16 protein-coding genes are annotated in these 17,510 nt (G+C 49.7%); 7 read left to right on the top strand and 9 right to left on the bottom strand.

The annotated features are described in order from the left end of the window. Positions 1-370: 370 nt before the first annotated feature. The 5 genes from ACFSX3_RS30630 to ACFSX3_RS30610 all read right to left on the bottom strand — a co-directional run bounded on the left by ACFSX3_RS30630 (position 371) and on the right by ACFSX3_RS30610 (position 6,664). Positions 371-1,054, bottom strand: a complete 684-nt coding sequence (locus ACFSX3_RS30630; RefSeq protein ID WP_209994667.1) for a helix-turn-helix domain-containing protein — start codon at positions 1,052-1,054, stop codon at positions 371-373. Between the two features lie 637 nt (positions 1,055-1,691). After that, positions 1,692-2,474 carry an MBL fold metallo-hydrolase gene (locus tag ACFSX3_RS30625; RefSeq protein ID WP_209994668.1) on the bottom strand — a complete coding sequence of 261 codons (783 nt, stop codon included), beginning with the start codon at positions 2,472-2,474 and terminating at the stop codon, positions 1,692-1,694. A gap of 112 nt (positions 2,475-2,586) precedes the next feature. Beyond that, complete coding sequence (locus ACFSX3_RS30620; protein ID WP_209994669.1) at positions 2,587-4,176, bottom strand: methyl-accepting chemotaxis protein; 1,590 nt, start codon at positions 4,174-4,176, stop codon at positions 2,587-2,589. A 29-nt stretch (positions 4,177-4,205) separates the two neighbouring features. Then, positions 4,206-6,206, bottom strand: a complete 2,001-nt coding sequence (locus ACFSX3_RS30615) for a chemotaxis protein CheW (protein WP_209994670.1) — start codon at positions 6,204-6,206, stop codon at positions 4,206-4,208. 29 nt (positions 6,207-6,235) lie between these two features. Next, complete coding sequence (locus ACFSX3_RS30610) at positions 6,236-6,664, bottom strand: chemotaxis protein CheW (RefSeq protein ID WP_209994671.1); 429 nt, start codon at positions 6,662-6,664, stop codon at positions 6,236-6,238. A 206-nt stretch (positions 6,665-6,870) separates the two neighbouring features. Between ACFSX3_RS30610 and ACFSX3_RS30605 the strand changes: the two genes are divergently transcribed. The 7 genes from ACFSX3_RS30605 (at position 6,871) to ACFSX3_RS30575 (ending at position 13,158) form a co-directional block, all read left to right on the top strand. Further along, positions 6,871-7,830: a tyrosine-type recombinase/integrase gene (locus ACFSX3_RS30605; RefSeq protein WP_209994672.1), complete on the top strand. Its 960-nt coding sequence runs from the start codon at positions 6,871-6,873 to the stop codon at positions 7,828-7,830. A gap of 496 nt (positions 7,831-8,326) precedes the next feature. Next, a complete protein-coding gene (locus tag ACFSX3_RS30600; protein WP_209994673.1) occupies positions 8,327-9,055 on the top strand; it encodes a hypothetical protein in 729 nt (242 codons plus the stop codon). 52 nt (positions 9,056-9,107) lie between these two features. Continuing rightward, positions 9,108-9,518, top strand: coding sequence for a GntR family transcriptional regulator (locus tag ACFSX3_RS30595; protein WP_209994695.1), 411 nt, complete (start codon positions 9,108-9,110; stop codon positions 9,516-9,518). Then, on the top strand, positions 9,518-10,447 hold the full coding sequence (locus ACFSX3_RS30590) for an ATP-binding cassette domain-containing protein (RefSeq protein WP_209994674.1): 930 nt from the start codon (positions 9,518-9,520) through the stop codon (positions 10,445-10,447). Before ACFSX3_RS30595 ends, ACFSX3_RS30590 begins: the two co-directional genes overlap by 1 nt. A 2-nt stretch (positions 10,448-10,449) precedes the next feature. After that, positions 10,450-11,352 carry an ABC transporter ATP-binding protein gene (locus tag ACFSX3_RS30585; RefSeq protein WP_209994675.1) on the top strand — a complete coding sequence of 301 codons (903 nt, stop codon included), beginning with the start codon at positions 10,450-10,452 and terminating at the stop codon, positions 11,350-11,352. Continuing rightward, positions 11,345-12,634 (top strand): ABC transporter permease, encoded by a 1,290-nt coding sequence (locus ACFSX3_RS30580; RefSeq protein WP_209994676.1) that lies wholly within the window; start codon positions 11,345-11,347, stop codon positions 12,632-12,634. Before ACFSX3_RS30585 ends, ACFSX3_RS30580 begins: the two co-directional genes overlap by 8 nt. A 329-nt stretch (positions 12,635-12,963) precedes the next feature. Then, positions 12,964-13,158, top strand: coding sequence for a hypothetical protein (locus tag ACFSX3_RS30575; protein WP_042133237.1), 195 nt, complete (start codon positions 12,964-12,966; stop codon positions 13,156-13,158). 79 nt (positions 13,159-13,237) lie between these two features. On the opposite strand, the gene ACFSX3_RS30570 is transcribed toward ACFSX3_RS30575, so the two are convergent. The 4 genes from ACFSX3_RS30570 to ACFSX3_RS30555 form a co-directional block, all read right to left on the bottom strand. After that, entirely contained in the window at positions 13,238-13,594 is a 357-nt protein-coding gene (locus tag ACFSX3_RS30570) for a YxeA family protein (RefSeq protein WP_209994677.1), read from the bottom strand. 25 nt (positions 13,595-13,619) lie between these two features. Then, positions 13,620-15,551: an ABC transporter permease gene (locus tag ACFSX3_RS30565; RefSeq protein ID WP_209994678.1), complete on the bottom strand. Its 1,932-nt coding sequence runs from the start codon at positions 15,549-15,551 to the stop codon at positions 13,620-13,622. Then, positions 15,538-16,314, bottom strand: coding sequence for an ABC transporter ATP-binding protein (locus tag ACFSX3_RS30560; RefSeq protein WP_209994679.1), 777 nt, complete (start codon positions 16,312-16,314; stop codon positions 15,538-15,540). Before ACFSX3_RS30560 ends, ACFSX3_RS30565 begins: the two co-directional genes overlap by 14 nt. A gap of 139 nt (positions 16,315-16,453) precedes the next feature. After that, positions 16,454-17,500: a sensor histidine kinase gene (locus ACFSX3_RS30555; RefSeq protein WP_209994680.1), complete on the bottom strand. Its 1,047-nt coding sequence runs from the start codon at positions 17,498-17,500 to the stop codon at positions 16,454-16,456. Between the last annotated feature and the right edge of the window lie 10 nt (positions 17,501-17,510).

The raw sequence follows: 17,510 nt of genomic DNA, 5'->3' as shown, positions 1-17,510 counted from the left end.
TTTTCAAAAAAAACGAAACGTTATTTTGGGGCGGTGGGTCTTTTTTTGTCAAAATCCAGTCTGCGGCGCATTTTCCGATACTTTTATTTTCGTATTAAACCGAATACAATGGGCTGGGGCGAGGGTGTCCGCTGGCGTATGGGTAATTTTTTAAGGAGGGGCAGGAGCAGGATGAGCTTATCCGACAACTTGCTGCACAGGTGAAAAACCTTGACTTACTTATTCATGAATTAGGCAATCTGGAATATTCTATATTTTGTAAAAAATAATGTGGTATCTCTAATAACTGGTGAGCAATAGAAAGATTACACTCGTCAAATGTTGAGAATAACAATGCAGTTTAAATACAGCCCGGATGGGGGGCGAGTATTCAGTCCCATTTCCTTTCAATGGAGTACAGCAGACTGGACCATTGTACTGCGTCCCGAGATTGTTCTGGGGCCAAATCAGTTTTTTTGCCCAGTGTCTCTTCGAATGTTCCGCCATATCTTTTTTCAAAATGAACGACAGCATTAAGTATTTCAGCCATTTCCTCAGCTGCTGTCATTTCTTTATTTCTGCCTAAACGGTTTTGCTCTGCTTCATAACGTTTCGCAACTTCTGTTATAGCTGACTTCATTCCAGTAGGAGAAGTGTATATTGCATTCTCAGGAAACCTTATTTGTTTGTAACGCTCTCCTTTTTCAACACCGTCAAATCGCCCAAGTGCAATCCAATTATGGATCGTAGCAATACTTACCCCGAAGAATCGGGCGACATCTCCTGTTGTGTAGACTTTAGTGCTTAACACTTCAGCCTCTATCCCTACAGTAACCATGTGGATTAGCACTCGTTGCAGAGCCTGATCAGAATTACCATGAACCAAATGACTATTCACGGCCTGAAGCACTTCTGAAGGGTTATGAATGGAGTTCCGTTCAATGTAATTGGCCAAAGCCTTAATAAACAATGACATCTGTGTTTCATTTTCGTGAAGATGTGTCTTGAATACTTCGGAGATTGACAATGCTTCCGACAATGCTCTTTCCTTTTCTGTTACATTAAACATATACATCACCTCAACTCCATTCTAACACTTCTCGCTTAAACTTAAAACAACTTAAAGTTTACCGTACTTAACTTAAACTTAACTTATATTATTGCCTGTTTTCGAATGATATAACGCATGCTATAAAAAAAATCCTGGAAATAGATGATGACAAGGAAGTGACTTCTGGAGGATGCATTATTATTTGAAAAGCTCTGAGGGGGTACATCAAGGATACGTATTTCTCGGTAGATGAGTCAGACCGGCAGCTGCCCGATGGCTGGAAGAGCCAGCTGGACTTGTTTCTTAAACTGCGTAAAATTATCGTAGTCGTCGGCATGCACCGGAGTTGGGATTTAACCCAGGCTGACGATTGGACGCGTGGGTTCTTGCAAGAGAGTACAGTGCGTATTATCAAGGGGATTTCATTAATTGATGGGTTCGGCGAAGAGGGACAATGATGATAGTTGGAAAAAGCACACTTAGTTCCAGCGATACAGCCAGTTGCAGGTAAGCAATTGGAAAAAGTCCACCTAATCCCCCGAATATCATCGAATTGGATGGAATCGTAGAAATTAAGTGTTGTTTGTCCAACTGCTGTCCGGGAATGGGGCGATGCCGTCAAATTAGATGGACAAAATCCAATTAACGCCACCGGCTGCGTTCAGAACTGTACACTAAAACCTTTGAATCGGTGGATGCCTGTTCCAAAATGATCAAGCCCTTGCTCTTGCAGATACAGTGCCGCACGCTTCGCTTCTTGAAGAATCTCAGGTTCAAGTCCAAGCGTATAATGAGAGCCGTATACTTTGCGGACGCCGCTAATCTCTGAAATGCGTATCAGGGAGCGTGTCAGATCAGCGGGATTCGTGGAAGGGTAGAAGGCATAGACGGGCATGGTGTCATAGAGCAGATCGCCACTGAACAGGAACCCCCGCTGATTGTCAAAGAAGCATAGATGGCCTGGTGAATGCCCTGGCGTATGATATACCGTGATCATCCGTCCGCCGCCCAGGTCAAGCGTATCTCCGTCATGCAGCAATCCTGCCGGTTCCCCTTGAAAAGGTGTGTAGGTAGAGGGATCGAACCCCTCAGGTGTCTGGCGTGTGATATCCCGGCCGATATTCCGCCTAATCTGTTCCAGGGACAAGCCCTGAATACCGTGGATCAGCCAGTGCTGATCCTCTTCATGCACCAAAATCCGCTCGAATTCTCCATGGCTGCCAATATGATCTGTATGAATATGGGTAGTAAGAACATCTATGGGCAGAGTGGTCAACTGGCTGGTGATGCTGCGGATATTCCCTATGCCAAGTCCTGTGTCGATCAGTGCAGCTCGGTATGTTCCCAGTAACAGAAAGGAATGCACCTGTTCCCAATGACCATATTCGCTGATGGCGAAGGTTGAATTATCGATTGCTGTAACCGTGAACCAAGAATCCTCCATTACACATCCCTCCAATAATTAAAGATACTGTATACCCGGCTGATCCCGCAAGAATAACAAAAAACCTGCAAGCTCCGAAAGGGGGCTTGCAGGCACCTGAATGAACCAAGAGCTACAACCGGAACGAAGACACCGTGCTCTGCAGCTCCTCAGCCAGGCTGGCCAGGGACTGGGCGGAAGAGGCGGTCTCTTCGCTGCTGGCGGCGGACTGCTGGGTGGTGGCGGAGATGCTCTCCACGGCAGCGAGGACGTTGGTGGACTGGGCGGCTTGTTCTTCGCTGGCGGCGGCGATTTCGGATATTTTCTGGCCGGCGTTGTTGACCATCGTCACGATCTGATGAAAAGAAACGCCGGTCTTCTGCGACAGCTCCGCACTCTCTTGCACAGCGCTCACGCTGTAGCGTGTATTCACCTGCATCCCCTTGATGATGCTGGTGATCTGCTTGGTGGCCTCGCCGCTGCGTTCGGCCAGCTTGCGTACCTCATCGGCCACCACCGCGAAGCCCCGGCCCTGTTCCCCCGCTCTTGCGGCTTCAATGGCGGCATTCAGAGCAAGCAGGTTGGTCTGATCTGCAATATCCTCGATGACATCGATAATCTCGCCGACCTTCTGCGAGTCCTCCTCAAGCTTAGCCATCTGCCCGCTGACAGCCTGCATACTCTCCATTGACTCCTGAATGATGCTGTTCCCGTTCTCGGCAATGGTTACCGTCTCATCGGAGATCATCGAGGCCTGCTCGGTATTCTGGGCTACGGAGTGGATCGCGCTGGACAGCTCTTTGAATAACTCGCTGATGGTCCCGGCATCATCCGCTGTGGTCGTGCTGCCGCTTGCCACCTCTTGCGTACTGGCGGAGATCTCCTCGGCGGCGGCGGACAGGCTCTGGGAATGCAACAGAATGGACCCCACCGTCCGGCGGAGGTTGCTAACCATCTCGTTCACCTTGGCAGCCAGGATGCCGATTTCATCTCTGGTGTCGATATCGGATTGGCTGCGCAGGTCGCCGTCAGCCACCTTCGAGAGAACGTTGACAACCTTCGCCAGCGGATTAGAAATAATCCGGGAGATGATATACCCTAGCAGGATGCACAGAATTACCGCACCAACAATGATGCCAAGGGTAATATTGCGCGAAGAGCTATAGAGTGCGGCTCCATTCTGCCGGGCCTGATCCGCTTCCTTGGTGTTGGTGAGAATCAGCTCGTTCAGAATATTCTTCAAGGTATCGCCTTGGTTGTTAAGTGTGCTGCCGCGCAACATTTCCAGCAGCTTCTCGTCTTGTCCGGTCAGTGAGAGGCTGACAAGAGAATCGTAGGTTAGCAAATATTCATTCCATGCCGCTTCAAAAGGGGCGACGGCTTGAACCGATTCCGCGCTCAGCTTGGTTTTACGGAAGGCTGCGATGTTATCGAGAACGTTCTGCTTCTCTTTTTTATAATCATCCACCCGCTGCTGGCGTTCCTCAGGGGTCTTCTTAATGTACAGATCCCTGACGATAACGCGCATGACGGAGAAGCTGTTCTGTGAGCTCTGCAGGGAGGAGACGGGAACCAGATTGTTCACATACATATCGTCCAGACTGTTATTAATCGAGCCGAGGTTGCTCAGTCCGTAGAGGCCCACGAAGGAAAGAATGACAGCGACGGTCAGGAAGGACGAGATTAATTTCACGCTTGTTTTTAGATTATAGAACCATTTCATACCTGTTTCCCCCAGTAAAGATGATTTTGTTAAGCGAAAACTCCCGTATTGAAAAATAAGCTGGCTGTGTCTATGATCAGTGCGATATTGCCGTTTCCCAGGATGGTGGCTCCTGATATATTCTCCGTCTTGCCCATGTAGGCGCCGAGCGATTTGATTACGATGTCCTGATTGCCGATCAGCGTATCTACGGCCAGTGCCAGCCGTTTCTCTCCCCTTCCCACAATGATCAGCGGAATGGATGCTGGGCTGCCGCACGCACTTGCAGGGAGGTGCAGGATATCCTGCAGCCAGACCACCGGTACGAGCTGACCCCGTGCGGTAATAACAGGTTGGCCCCGGACAGAGGCAATCTCCTCTGGAGCGACGCGGACGATCTCGGCCACACTGCTCATGGGAATCACGAAGGTGGCTCCCCCGGCATGAACGAGAAGACCCCGAATGATGGCAAGCGTCAGGGGTAGGCGAATCCGGAAGCGGGTGCCTTGCCCCCGGGTGGTCTCAATATCGATCATGCCGTTAATCCGTTCAATGTCATTGCGGACGATATCCATCCCGACTCCGCGGCCGGAAATATCGCTGATTTGCGGGGCGGTGGAGAAGCCGGGCCGGAAAATAAGCCGCAGCGCCTCATCCTCAGTCATCCCGCTGGCCTCTTCCGCCGTAATGATACCCTTCCGCAGAGCAGACTCTGCAATCAGGCTGGAATCGATACCGGCCCCGTCATCCTCTATGACCAGGATGACCTGATTATCCTCGTGGGAGGCGGCGACGCGGACGGTTCCGGTCTCGCTTTTGCCGGCGCTGCGGCGAATTTCAGGGGTCTCTATCCCGTGATCGACGGCATTGCGCAGCAGATGGATCAGCGGGTCGCCAAGCTCCTCAATGAGCGTCCGGTCCAGCTCCGTCTCCTTGCCTTCAAGGACCAGCTCAACCTGCTTGTTCAGGGAGCCGGACAAGTCTCTGACCATGCGGGGGAGGCGGTTGAATAGCTGCTCTATAGGCAGCATCCGCACCTTAATCATGCTCTCCTGCAGCTCGCCCGTAATCATAGCCAGATGGTCGGCAAGCTGGCCAAGCTCCTCTGTCAGATCATTGGTTCCGTATTGCTGGTGGAATCTGCGGTTCAGCAGATGGAACCGGGTCTGGTCGATGACCAGCTCACCCGCCAGGTTCATCAGCTTCTCCAGACGCTCCACCTGGACGCGGATCGTTTGCGGCTTGGTTTTGTCAGCGGCAGAGGGCGGGGATTCGGGTACTTCCGGGAGTTCCCGGCTCCCTGTCTCCGGATGGGGCGGTCTCACGAATTCACCGGGACGCGGGGAATCGTTCAGCACTTCTTCTATGTAGATACGATCAACGTCCATAATGGATAAGACCTCCTGACGGAGCTCCTCGATATCAATCTTGGGTGACAGCAACCAGGAAGCCTCGTCGATCCGGCTGTCATGGTCCTCTATCTCTTCCAGCTCCGGCTTCATGCGCAGGACCGCAGCGACACTCCGCAGCTTGGCATCAATCAGGTGAAGGCGGGGCAGCTTCATCTCACAGCCGGGAGAGAGCCACACATGCACCCAGAATAGCTGAAGGGGCAGCTCTGCATGGCTTGTCTGCACGGCAGGGGCCGTATCCTCTGGCTCCTGCAGTCCCTCCGCTGCGAATGTACTCAGCCGCTGAACCAGACCGGATACATCTGTAGCCTCCTGATCCGTAGCAGCGATCTCGCTCTGTAGCGTGCGCATTCCATCCAGCGCTTCGAAGAACAGGCGGATCAGCTCCGGCGTGACGCCCCGTTCCCCGCCCCGCATCTGATGCAGCAGATGCTCCAGATGATGCGTGACCTCCTTCAGCCCGTTGTAGCCCATAGAGGCTGAGGAGCCTTTAAGGGTATGGGCCGCCCGGAAGAACTGCTGGATTCCGCCTTCCGTCTCCCCGGCCTGCTCTAGCCTGAGCACCTCATCCTCGATCAGCTGTAGCTGGTCCTCCAGTTCCTCCAGAAATATCCCTCGGTATTCCGATAAATCAACCATGGTTCGCCTTCTCTCCGTGTAGCCTTTGTTTAGTCGCGCAGCAGGATCTCATCCAGCCTCAAAATGCCGACCAGCTCGGAAGAAGAGAAGCCTACTCCATTGAAGAAGGAACCGCTGATTCCGGCGATGCTGCCATTTGCGGGCTGGATATCGCTGAAGGTCGTCACTTTATTCACGTTGTCGACAATGACGCCGAGAGACTCCTCCTGGTGATGGACCACCAGAATGCGTGTATGCTTGGTGTGGGTCACTTCCTCCATCTGGAGCAGCACTCTAAGGCTGAGCACGGGCACAATTTTCCCCCTGAGGTTGATAATGCCCTTAACATAGTGACGGCTGCTGGGGATCTCCGTTATTTCCTGCATTCTTATAATTTCATGGACATCTGAGATCGGGATCGCATAATGCTCGTGATCTACTCCGAATTCAACATATTGTTTCTGCAAAACGGTCTCCATAGTTACCCTCCGGCTTCTCATATTACTTGGCTGGCCCGCAGCTGCTACTCCGTCTCCCTCCCCTGAATTCTTCACGGTACCTTCTGCTGTTCTCGCGTGGTCCGGTCTTTGGCCATCCTTGTGAGATAATGGGACAAAATACCACAAAAATGTCGTACAATATCACTTATGCGACATGTCTAATCCTGAGGAGTGATGAAAAAAGAATGAGCCAGACCGAATATAGCCGTACGGCGCTCAGCTTGGTGTACCCGGAAGAGGGATACTTAAGCGATGATCAGATTGTTCAGATGTTTATGGCTACCTGCTGTACGAATGTTAATACGGGTCGAAATTATAAGCGGGCGATTGCCGATTTCCGCAAATTTATTACAGGCACCTCCTTACGGGCAGTTAGCTGGAAGGAGATGGAGGCGTATAAGATTTTTCTGACGCAGGGGGGCTACAGCTATCCGAGGCAACTGGCACCGGCAAGCATAGCGGCATTCCTTGCGCCGTTGAAGTCTTTTTATAAATGGGGGAGTGACCAGCATATCGGGATCTTTGCCGTGAATCCGACCTCCTCGGTGCGTATCCCCAAAATAACTGTGACCAGCCGCAAAAACTTCCTGACCAAACGGGAGGTGGGAGAGTTACTGAATGTACTGGAGAAGCAAGGACTGCGCAATTATCTGATCGGGTTGACGCTGGTAGTGCTCGGTCTGCGGGTATCAGAGCTGACGGCGATGAAGTGGGGGGACTTCCATAATGATCTGCTGGAGACCTCTGTCTGGCTGACCGTAGAGAACGGCAAGGGGGGCAAGCTCAGAGAAATCAAGGTTCCGCCGACCCTTTGGCAGCTGTATTCCAAGTTGTCTGATACCCTGCCAAGGAAGGAAGAGGTCACCCCGGAGCAGAGGATGTTTCCATTATCTTCGCGGCAGGTGGAACGGATTATTAAGAACGCCGGAGCGGCCAGCACGATTGAGAAAAAGCTGACGCCGCACTGGCTGCGGCATACGAATGCCACACTGGCTCTGCTCCAGGGAGCGTCGCTCCAGCAGGTTCAGGAAACGCTGGGGCATTCCCACATCAACACCACCCAGCGGTATCTTCACACTGTTCAGCAGATTCAAAAGGCTGCCCCGGATTTTGTAGAGGACAGCCTGCGCACGTTCATTGAATAGATTAGATTCGACAAAAATTGCAGAGGCAGGAATGGAACATAATTGTGGAAGCATAGGGGCTGATCCAGCGAAGTTTCTATACAGAAGTTAGGAAATGACCTATAATAAACGCATTGCTGCTTGATTATGCGCAAGTATGCATGGTTTATCGTGTTTCACTCAAAAAAAGTCGCATAAGTGATATTGTACGACAAAAAACGTCAAAGTATACATACAGACTTAGCTGATTGTGGTTTGTTGCATCGAAATCCGGCACTTGTGCCGCAAATCCTGCGTATGCTCCAATAATAAAGTCAAGACTCCGCCCATGTGCGGGGTTTTTTTGTACATGAAAATCGAAATAATAAAAATAGCAGAGGTAATCAGTTGACAGTGAAAACCATAGGTCATATACTGTGTATATAGATATATACAGTAAGCACACACAGATACACACTGAAGTTAGCTGATCTGCCGGCTCCTGCCGTTCAAGACGAATAAAGCGAGGTTAGAAGTTATGACAACATTAAAGCAAGCGTGGGTCATCGTACGCAGCGAATTCCACGGTGACCGCTGGAAGCTGCTGTGGGCACTGCTGTTTTCGCTCTTATTCATGGGATATTTTGCCGCACTGTCAGGAATGATCATCGACGATACGCTATCAGGACATGATAAGCAGCTGCTCAGCGATATTCTGATGGTTACGATGATGCTCATGCTCAGTGTCAGCTTCTCCCGGCGGACAATGAAGTATATCTCGGAGGATTCCTATACCCGGATGCTGGCATATATGCGGGCGATGCCGGTGCCAACAGCAGTTATTCTCTGCAAAAGAAAGCTGAATACCCTGTTCGCTATTGTCATGAACAGTCTGTTGTACTTCGGCCTGATCTATGTACTCAGTCCAGGAATACGCGCCGAGCTGCCGCCTGCCGCGTACCTGGCCTTCGCCCTCACCTGGATAGGTTACAGTCTGATTGTTGCAGGCATGTATATTATTATTGAGTTCTCGGTCAGCGGCGTCATGTACTTCTGGATCATCTCAGCCATCATGCTGCTGGCGCTGGCGGTGTCGGGAATGGTCTATCTGGTTGGAGGCAATCTACTGCTTGCCACGGTCGCTGTATCCAAGGAATGGGGCCTATTATCTCCTCTGATGTGGGGGGCGCTGGTGCTTGGTGTGTTATCGCTTCAGCTGTTCTCCAGATGGACGATTCACCGGCTGAAGAGCCGGGATCTCGTATGAGACGGGGCAAGGCGTTCATCCGGGGGCCGGGCCTGGAAGGCAGGTGTAAATGATGTGGATACCTATACAAATTAATGAGAACAGCGCAGAGCCGCTGTACCATCAGATCGAGACGCAGCTCAGATCGCTGATTATCTCAGGTGCGATTACAGAAGGGACGCTGCTTCCTTCCATCCGCGAATTCGCCGGGGACCTGAAGTGCAGTGTCATTACGGTCCGCCGTGTCTATCAGGATCTGGAGAACGAAGGCTTGCTGCGCACCCGGCAAGGGACGGGGACCTTTGTGTCCCATATCGGGACCGGGGCCATGGAGGACTATAAGCAGGAGACCATCCGCAAGGCGCTGGAGAGCGCCGTGGAGGCGGGACTGTCCGTCCATTGCAGTGAAGAGGAGCTGACCAGGCTGTTCACAGAGCTTGTGAAGGACAAATACGGGAAGCAGGCAGAAAGAGGGGGAAGCTGATGGGACAGCAAGCGATAGAGCTGCGGGATGTGTGCAAGAAGCGGCGGCAAAAGACGATTGGACCGCTTAATTTAAGCGTACCGCAGGGGTATATCACTGCACTTGTAGGCCAGAACGGTTCGGGCAAAAGCACATTGCTGCACATGCTGCTGCAGCTGAGTTTTCCCGGAGAGGGTGAGGTCCGCTGGTTCGGCGAGACTTACCGGGACGGGCTGCCGCTGCCGCTCCGCCAGCAGATGGCATATGTGCCTGAGGTATCCCAGAGCGAGGAGAATTTCTGGACAGCCGCTGAGGCTGCGGAGTTCCGCCGTCACTGGTATTCTTCCTGGGATCACGGCTACTTCGAGGAGCTGACCCGTAAGTTTGAAGTGCCGCCGAACGCCAGACTGGGCAAGATGTCCAAGGGGGAGCGCCGCAAGTTCGAGCTTGCCGCCGCACTCGCGGTGAAGCCCCGGCTGCTGCTGCTGGATGAGCCGTCCTCGGGCCTCGACCCTTTTGCCTGGAAGATTATGATTGAAGCATTGCAGACTTATATGGAGGAGCATGAGGCGACGATTATCATCTCCACCCATATTGTTGAAGAGGTACGGCGGCTGGCCGATTATATCGTGCTGATGCACCAGGGGCAGCTGCTGGGAATGACCGAGAAGGACAGTCTGTTTGGTTCATGGAGTGAAATATGGGTTCAAATTGAGGGAGAGCAAGAGCTGCAGGAGCTGGCAGCCGAGCTGCCGCAAGCGCTGGAGCTGAAGCTGGAGACGCCGGGTGTGGCCTCATTTTTGACCCAGCAAATTTATCTGTATGAGAAACGCATTCACGATTTGGGCGTAAAGGTACTCAAGAGCCGCAGTCTGGAGCTGGATGAAATCCTAAGCTTATGGACCCGGGGACACCGTCCGGTTCTGATCGACCAGAAGAGAGGGGAATAAGAATGGAAGCATTGCAGTTGAATCAGGTAGTGAAGCAGTACGGTGAGAAGACAGCCGTCAACGGAGTCAGTCTAAAGGTGGAGCAAGGCGAGATTTACGGTCTGCTGGGTGCCAACGGCGCCGGCAAAACAACGACTATGCGCATGGTGCTCGGCCTGATCTATCCCGACGAAGGGAGCATCCTGTATAACGGCAAGCCGTATAATAAGGAGCTTCAGCACCTGATGGGCTATCTGCCGGAAGAACGGGGACTGTACCCGAAGGTCAAGGTAAGCGATCAGATTATCTATCTGGCGCAGCTGCGCGGGATGTCCGCCAGTGAAGCGGATAAGAGCCTGAAGTACTGGCTGGAGCGCTTCGATGTTCCGGAATATTACAATAAGAAGATTGAAGAGCTGTCCAAGGGGAATCAGCAAAAGATGGGCTTCGTCGCTGCTGTGGTCCATAAGCCGAAGATTCTGATCCTGGATGAAGCCTTCAGCGGCCTCGATCCGGTCAATGTGGAGCTGCTGAAGGATACCGTCAGAGAGATGCGGGATCTGGGAACGAGCATTCTGTTCTCCACGCACCGTATGGAGCATGTTGAAGAATTATGCCGTAATATCACGATTCTTGACCGCTCGAACACCGTGGTTCAGGGAGATATCCGCGAGATCAAGAAGGGGTATCCGCGGGAAGAAGTTGTACTGCGCACCGCCGGGGAAGTGAACGGACTTGCCGAGATTGCCGGAGTTACCGGAGTGCAGCGGCAAGAGCGCGGGTATGTGTTATCCATCAATGACCTGGGAGCGGCGCAGCGCATATTGCAGCTGGCTGTAGCTCAAGGCGAGGTCGAGCATTTCGAGATTAAGGAACCGACGCTAAACCAAATCTTTATCAGAGCGGTGGGTGAATCCAATGAATAAAATGGCAACCATTATCGGCTTCACATTCAAGAACAAGGTAAGAACGAAATCCTTCATGATTACGACCCTGATTCTGGTGCTTCTGCTTAGCATTGGGATGAATATTCCTTATCTAATCAAAGTGTTCAACGGAGAAGACGGTGCCAAGGACGCGACACAGATCGGAATAGTTGCCGCGCAGGGCTTCCGGCCCGCCGAGCTGCTGCTCGCTTATACTCCGCCGGCTGAAGCAGACGATAAAGTCGTATTTACCGCATATCCTTCCGCTGAGGATGCTGCGCTGAAGCAGGGGCTGGAGGATGAGAAGATTGAGGGGTATCTTACCTTTGCCGACAAGGGCAGTGTAGGGGTGCCTCCGGTAACGTATCACAGCAAAGACGGAGACATCAGCAGCCAGCTGAAAACGAATCTGCAAGCGGCTCTACAGCAGGTGAATACCGGGCTGATTGTTGGAGATAAGCTGACGGAGAGCCAGGTTGCTGCTATATTTGCTCCGGTCTCGTTTGATACAGAACAGCTCAGTGCCGCAGGAGGAGCGGGTGGTGCAGATCAGGATCAGTCCAAACCCATTATCAACTATGTGATTGTCTATATCCTCCTGATTCTGTTCTTCATGTCGGTGATGATGACCGGAAACATGATTTCAGCCGAGATTACCTCGGAGAAAAGCTCGCGCATTATGGAGATTCTCATCACCAGCGCCTCGCCACTCACCCAAATGTTCGGCAAGGTCATCGGAATCTTCCTCGTCGGTCTGATGCAGATCGCCATTATCTCGGCTGCCATCGCCGTCAACCTGATGCTGCCGCATAATTCCACGATTCTAAGCGATTTCGATCTGAATCTGGGACAGCTTAATGTCAGCATGATTGTCTATGGATTCATCCTGTATATCCTGGGCTACTTCCTGTACGCCCTGATGTATGCCGCTGTCGGCTCCATTGTCAGCCGGACAGAGGATTTGGGGCAGGCCGTGATGCCGGTCATGATGCTGGGCTTCGTCAGCTTCTATCTGCCGCTGTTCAGCATCTCGAACCCGGACACCCTGCTGGTGAAGGTAGCCAGCTTCGTGCCATTCACCTCTTCGCTCAGCCTGCTGCTGCGGATCGGGGTCGGCCATGTGGCCTTCTGGGAGATCATGGTCTCGCTGGCAATCCTGCTTGCGACAACCTTCCTCTTCGGCTGGCTCGCCGCCAAGATCTACCGCACCGGCGTCCTGATGTACGGCAAGCGCCCTAGCATCAAGGAGATTAGAAAAGCTATGAAGGCTTATAAAATCTAAGGAGCGGGAACTAATGGTGTGTAGCCACTATAGTTCGGACTGTTTATCACATTAAATCGGACAGATTGGCCACACATGTTTGAGACAAATCGAACCCTTGATTTAAAGAATACGTAGATAAATCAAGGGTTTTCCATTTTAAATGTAATCTTATGTAAAACCGATTGTTGCGAGGGAAAACATCAGACGATACAAAGAAGGCGAGCTTTTATAAATCGGATATATCGTTATTTTTGAGGGTTTTTAGAGCTGAGGTTGAAGAGTTGAATATGGATTAAATAATAATACTTAAGTATAGTTATGTTTACTTTTACTAAGGAGTGGGTAAAGTGGATAAAAAACAACAACAGAATGTAGCGATGCTGTTCTTGGCTTCTTCCTCATCGATTGGCGTCAGTCAAATTATCCAGTCAAACGGAAGTAATCTAATGGATTTCTCGCAAGGGATGTTAACGGGAATTGGAATTGCGGGGATGATGCTGGCCATCGTAACCGCTGGAAGATATAATAAGCGTAGTCAATAGTACGGACTTTTAACAGAAAAAAAGCTCATCCGATGTTGGCTGGGCTTTTTTAGTGTGTATATGTTCAGGCATCATGTGTTCAATGGGAACGTAACTGGTTTAAGACTTTCTCCGGAATCACTTTCTCCTCGACTATAATCCAGTCTTTCGTATAGGCTCCCTTAGCAAGCACCCTGATATAGCTTTCCGGCTTCTGTTCTTTGCTTGAAGAGAAAGTGATCTTTTTCTTCTCTCCTTCACTTGTGTAACCTGTCAGATTGTATCTGTAGCGAATCCATTCATTTTTACCTTCCTTTCCGTCTGGTTTATTGATTACTGCGTATACATATTGTTCCTTATACAATGGGTTGAACTGATCCAACTCCCGTTTGAATGTTAAATACAGGACCGAGCACACAACCAGTGCGATCGAAATGAAAATCACAGTTTTTTTCATGTTTAATTACCTCCAGCAGTAGTTGTTATAACATAGCGTTTTTAACGACTTTTTTGTAATACCCAAGTGTGAAGAAAGCGAACATGAAGTAAATGGCGGCATAAGCTCCCATCGCAATCATTGCAGGGATCGTATCGTCGGCAAGAGTTATAAAGTAACTCGCCTTGACTGCATAGATTGAATGTAATATTCCAATGAACAGCGGGAGCAGGAACACCAGCAGCTGCTTCCTCAAGATGCCTTTCATGATCATCTTTTCATCAAAACCAAGCTGACGCAATGTTCTAAAACTTTGTTTCTCCTGTTCGGCTTCACTCATCTGTTTGAAGTATAGAATGCTGCCGGTAGAAGCAAGAAAAGCAAGTCCCAAAAAGGCGGCTATAAAAATTAATAATCCGGATTGTTGAAGCAGACTTGTGTAACGGGAATAAAAGTCGGCCGAATAAAAGTCATCCGTTTTATATTTCTGGTAGAGAGAGGAAGCCAGCGCAAGCTCCTTATTATCCGGGACTTGGAATGTATCTATTTGAACCCGCTCAAAACCGTCTGTACCGGACATTCTCCGCTCAACTTCTTCCAAGGTGGCTTCAGACACTAGCATTTGTCTGCCTGATATTCCGGCATTCACGATGTTTTCCAAGAATATTTCATTCAAGGGATAACTCTTGGTCTGTTTGTCTGAGCGCAGTTCAATCATGGTTGGATAACGTTTGGAGAGATCAATGTCATCATATAAGCTCAGCGCAGAAGCGTTATATTCTACTACCTCGCCATAGTCAGGTACAGAGATATCTCTGCCGGATTGTTGCAGCTGTTCAGCCGGAAGCCATAATAACATGCCTTCTCTATACCCGGATTCAGTCAACGGATCCAGGATAATACCGTTAGACCGGAATGTATCGATGGTTTGGTGTTTTTGATGAATACCTCTGCTCTCGAGCTCGGCTGTAAATGCAGCTGCATCCCGCTGGTTATTCTCAATTGTAAAATCATAAGGATATTCATTGCGGGTGACTTGCTCTACAGAGTAATATAAAGAATACGAGATGGTAACAAATGTAAGGGTTAAAGCTGAGAGCACAGTAATTAAAGTGAGCGAATTGGCATTGGCTTTCATACGGTGCATCAGCGGAGCAAGCGAAAGGCTGTTGTAAAAGCCCAGGTGTCCTTTTTTACGCTTGCGGAACCAGTAAAGACACCAGCTGATCGTCACCCGGAATAAGATATAGGTTCCTGTTATTGTAGATGCCATTACCAACAGTGCATTAACAGCTAGTTGCTCATCTACCATACGTCCCGATAATTCATAGCCATAGCCGATCAATATAACACCAAATATAGCTAATATAGCCGTAAGAATAGAGGGCCGCTTGCTGACAAGATCAGGCTGCTTATCTGCCTGGAATAAGCCGAGCAGGGTTCTGCGGCTGATCATAAATATCATCTGAATGGAAGTAATAAAGATGATAAGAATAAACACTACAGCCGTTTCTAAGGCTGCCGGTACAGAAAAATCTATTGAAGGCAGGCCGTCCAAGTTGAGCAGTTTCATTAAAATCAGGACAAACAGACGGGACACCAGTGCTCCGGAGATGATCCCTGCTAGTAAAGCACCTAAACCCAGCAAGATATTCTCAATGAGTAAATAACGGATAATCCAACCTTTGGAAAGGCCTATGAGCTGGTATAATCCAATTTCCCGGCTGCGTCTGCGTAAGAAAATGCTGTTAGAGGAAACTGCGAAAATTCCTATGATTACCACAAGCAGGACTGCAGCGGACTGAAAGGCTATCGTGATATTTACACTTGAATCCAGCATGTTCTGTACCTGCTGATCATACTTGAGTGATGCAAAGACGAAGAACAGGCTCATACTGAAAATCAGGGCGAAAAAATACAGATAGTAATGCTTCACATTTTGCCGCATACTGCGGAGCGCCAGATCAAATACCGTCAATATTATCTCCCCCTAATACAGCCTGCACATCAATGATTTCCTTGAAGAACGACTGTCTGGATTTCTCCCCCCGGTACAATTCGGAATAAATTTTCCCGTCTTTCAGAAAGACCACGCGGTTACAATAGCTGGATGCGACCGGGTCGTGCGTGACCATGATAATCGTGACCTCTCTTGTCTGGTTAACCTCATCCATTACGGACAACAGCGATGATGCGGACTTAGAATCCAAGGCACCCGTCGGCTCGTCTGCAAAGATGATGGAAGGCTGATGGATCAAAGCCCGTCCGGCCGCTGTGCGCTGTTTTTGTCCTCCTGATATTTCGAAGGGGTATTTCTCCGACAATTCCCGAATGCCCAGTACATCTGCAATCGCTGTAAACTCTCTTTCCGCCTGCTTTTTACTTAGCTTGTTAAGCGATACCGGCAGAAGGATATTTTCCTTTACCGTCAACGTATCAAGCAGATTGTAATCCTGGAAGATGAAGCCAAGCTTGTTACGGCGGAATGCGGAAAGGGAGGCGTTGTTCATGGCGGATATATCTTCATTATCGATTAATATCGTACCGTCAGTGGTCCGGTCAATCGTCGCAAGTACGTTTAGCAGGGTGGTCTTACCGGAACCGGAGGGACCCATGATCCCGACGAATTCTTTATGAAGAACGCGTAAATCAATGCCTTTCAGAACATGTTGGGTACTGCCTCTTGAGCCATATGCTTTGTGAACATTCCGGGCGTGTAATACTGTATCTTGTTCATTCATAGTGAACCTCCCAAATTCGATTATAGGTTAAGTTTACGTGTATATATCCCGGGTGTCGCACGTTTCTGGTGACGAGTTGAAGCGGTAGGTGACAAATTCGTCAGGTTAACACAAAAACAGCCAAGATGACCTTGGCTGTTCATAATGGGATATTGTCTGCTTGTCCTCTTCTAACGGTCTCGAATGCATTAGAATCTGTAAAAGTCATCCGCATTGTCGTACCTTGCGGCTGGATGGAATGGACTTGAAGCGTAATTCCAATTTTGGCTGCAACGGTTTGGGCAAGATAGAGGCCGAGGCCTGTAGAAGCATTATGGATCCTTCCATTTCCTCCGGTAAATCCTTTGTCAAATATACGCGGAAGGTCATGAGGCTGAATACCCGGACCCTCGTCTATTAAATCCAGAAAGACATTCTCTTGTTCCGTAACATTTGTCCTGAACGTGAGTGACGTGCCTGTAGGACTGTATTTGATGGCATTAGTCAATAACTGCCTAATGATAAAACGGCACCATTTACGGTCTGTAACGACGGTGGCATCATTGCCTTCAATACTGACTGCCAGGTTTTTCTCCATACACCAGGGAGCCAGTTCCCGGACTTCTTCTGTCGCAAGACGTTGTACCGACACCTGTTCAAGAACATAGTCCGATTCCAGGGCAGGAAGGCGTGTCATATATAGCTGACGGTCTACAAGCAGGTGAATCCGCAGCCATTCTGTTTCCATTCTGCGGATATCCGGATCACTTTGGCGTGTGGCCATAATCAGTTTCATAGCGGTAAGAGGAGTCTTGATTTCATGAATCCAGGAGGCAATAAAGTCATTCTCAACCAGTTGGTCTTCCTTCATCCCAGAAAGCTTCCGTTTAAAATGGGAAGAAGCCTCTCTTAATACATGGCCCGTGATCCTATCCAATTCATTGTCAGGTTCGGGAAGACTCTCAATCCAGTCAGCGGGCATGACTTCCTGCAGTTTGGCAACCGCTGCCAGATACCTGGTTTCGTTCCTGTACCGCCAAATGAAAAATAAAACAAACAGAATAATATACAAAGAATTTAAGTATATGAAAGAGGCGGGTCCAATACTTACTCCCTGATCGAGAAATATTAGCAGGTCAGTAACACCCAGCAAACTAATAAAAAACAGGATCCAGCTTTTTCTTGCAATAACGTAACGGACTAACATATCATCTTTT

It is taken from the genome of Paenibacillus rhizoplanae, from assembly GCF_042684125.1.
Classification (GTDB): Bacteria; Bacillota; Bacilli; order Paenibacillales; family Paenibacillaceae; genus Paenibacillus_AQ; species Paenibacillus_AQ rhizoplanae.
Note: the sequence above shows the minus strand (reverse complement) of the source record. Positions and strands in the feature narration are given on the sequence as shown.

What these genes read in the sequence shown, in the direction of transcription:
- ACFSX3_RS30630 (WP_209994667.1), bottom strand. Translation starts at nt 1,054, where the DNA reads ATGTATATGTTTAATGTAACAGAAAAGGAAAGAGCATTGTCGGAAGCA.
- ACFSX3_RS30625 (WP_209994668.1), bottom strand. Translation starts at nt 2,474, where the DNA reads ATGGAGGATTCTTGGTTCACGGTTACAGCAATCGATAATTCAACCTTC.
- ACFSX3_RS30620 (WP_209994669.1), bottom strand. Translation starts at nt 4,176, where the DNA reads ATGAAATGGTTCTATAATCTAAAAACAAGCGTGAAATTAATCTCGTCC.
- ACFSX3_RS30615 (WP_209994670.1), bottom strand. Translation starts at nt 6,206, where the DNA reads ATGGTTGATTTATCGGAATACCGAGGGATATTTCTGGAGGAACTGGAG.
- ACFSX3_RS30610 (WP_209994671.1), bottom strand. Translation starts at nt 6,664, where the DNA reads ATGGAGACCGTTTTGCAGAAACAATATGTTGAATTCGGAGTAGATCAC.
- ACFSX3_RS30605 (WP_209994672.1), top strand. Translation starts at nt 6,871, where the DNA reads ATGAGCCAGACCGAATATAGCCGTACGGCGCTCAGCTTGGTGTACCCG.
- ACFSX3_RS30600 (WP_209994673.1), top strand. Translation starts at nt 8,327, where the DNA reads ATGACAACATTAAAGCAAGCGTGGGTCATCGTACGCAGCGAATTCCAC.
- ACFSX3_RS30595 (WP_209994695.1), top strand. Translation starts at nt 9,108, where the DNA reads ATGTGGATACCTATACAAATTAATGAGAACAGCGCAGAGCCGCTGTAC.
- ACFSX3_RS30590 (WP_209994674.1), top strand. Translation starts at nt 9,518, where the DNA reads ATGGGACAGCAAGCGATAGAGCTGCGGGATGTGTGCAAGAAGCGGCGG.
- ACFSX3_RS30585 (WP_209994675.1), top strand. Translation starts at nt 10,450, where the DNA reads ATGGAAGCATTGCAGTTGAATCAGGTAGTGAAGCAGTACGGTGAGAAG.
- ACFSX3_RS30580 (WP_209994676.1), top strand. Translation starts at nt 11,345, where the DNA reads ATGAATAAAATGGCAACCATTATCGGCTTCACATTCAAGAACAAGGTA.
- ACFSX3_RS30570 (WP_209994677.1), bottom strand. Translation starts at nt 13,594, where the DNA reads ATGAAAAAAACTGTGATTTTCATTTCGATCGCACTGGTTGTGTGCTCG.
- ACFSX3_RS30560 (WP_209994679.1), bottom strand. Translation starts at nt 16,314, where the DNA reads ATGAATGAACAAGATACAGTATTACACGCCCGGAATGTTCACAAAGCA.
- ACFSX3_RS30555 (WP_209994680.1), bottom strand. Translation starts at nt 17,500, where the DNA reads ATGTTAGTCCGTTACGTTATTGCAAGAAAAAGCTGGATCCTGTTTTTT.